Below are 1,246 nucleotides of genomic sequence, written 5' to 3' on the forward strand. Positions count from 1 at the left end.
CGGCGTCGGAGAGCCGCTCGACGAGCAGCATCCCGACGCCCTCACCCCAGCCGGTGCCGTCGGCGGCGTCCGCGAACGACTTGCAGCGGCCGTCCCGGGCCAGGCCACGCTGCCGAGAGAAGCCGATGAACGTGTTCGGGGTGGACATCACCGTCACCCCGCCGGCGAGGGCCAGGTCGCACTCGCCGCTGCGCAGGGCCTGCGCCGCGAGGTGCAGTGCTACCAGGGACGACGAGCAGGCCGTGTCGACGGTGACCGCCGGGCCCTCGAGGCCGAACGTGTAGGACACCCGGCCGGAGGCGATGCTGCCGCCGGTACCCATGGACCCTTCGGCGTTGTCGACCGACTGGCCCAGGACGATCGCGTAGTCGTTGTACATCACGCCGGCGAACACTCCGGTACGCGAGCCGCGCAGCCCCGTCGGGTCGATCCCGGCCCGTTCGAACACCTCCCAGGACGCCTCCAGCAGCAGCCGGTGCTGCGGATCCATCGCGAGGGCCTCCCGCGGGCTGATCCCGAACAGACCCGGGTCGAACTCCGCCGCGCCGTAGAGGAAACCGCCCTCCCGGGAGTACGACGTGCCGGGATGATCCGGATCCGGGTCGTACAGACCCTCGACGTCCCAGCCGCGATCGGTCGGGAAGTAGCCGATTCCGTCCCGGCCGGCGGAGACCAGCTCCCACAGGTCTTCCGGTGATTCCACCCCGCCGGGGTAGCGGCAGGACATTCCCACGATCACGATCGGCTCGTCGGAGCCGGCCAGCGCCACCGGGGCCACCACGTCGGCGGCGATTCCGGAGACTTCCCCGACGATGAACTCGGCCAGGGCCTCGACGTTCGGATAGTCGAACACCAGGGTGGAGGGCAGCCGCATTCCACTGGCCGCCGCCAGCCGGTTGCGCAGGTCCACCGCGGTGAGCGAATCGAAGCCCAGCTCGCGGAACGCCCGGCGCGCGTCCAGCTCGGCACCGGAGCGGTAGCCCAGGACGGCGGCCACCTGGCTCCGCACAAGCTGCAGCACCGCACGCTGACGTTCCTCGGCCGGCAGCCCGGCAAGTCGCCGCGCGAGCCCGGGGCCACCGGCGCCGGCCGGACGACCGGGCCGGGCCGGGCGGGCGAGGCGTTCGAGCAGGGCCGGGAGCATCCCGGCGCCGCCGGCCGCGCGCAGGGCGGGCAGGTCCAGGCCCAGGGGGGCGAGCAGCGCCCGGTCGGCACTCAGCGCCGCGTCGAACGCGGCCAGCCCCTG

1 protein-coding gene is annotated in these 1,246 nt (G+C 73.4%); it reads right to left on the minus strand.

Annotation, left to right across the window (positions count from 1 at the left end):
- A partial coding sequence (locus B056_RS36095) for an acyl carrier protein (RefSeq protein WP_035751252.1) occupies positions 1 to 1,246 on the minus strand: 1,246 nt, incomplete at both ends.

The organism is Parafrankia discariae (genome assembly GCF_000373365.1).
Classification (GTDB): Bacteria; Actinomycetota; Actinomycetes; order Frankiales; family Frankiaceae; genus Parafrankia; species Parafrankia discariae.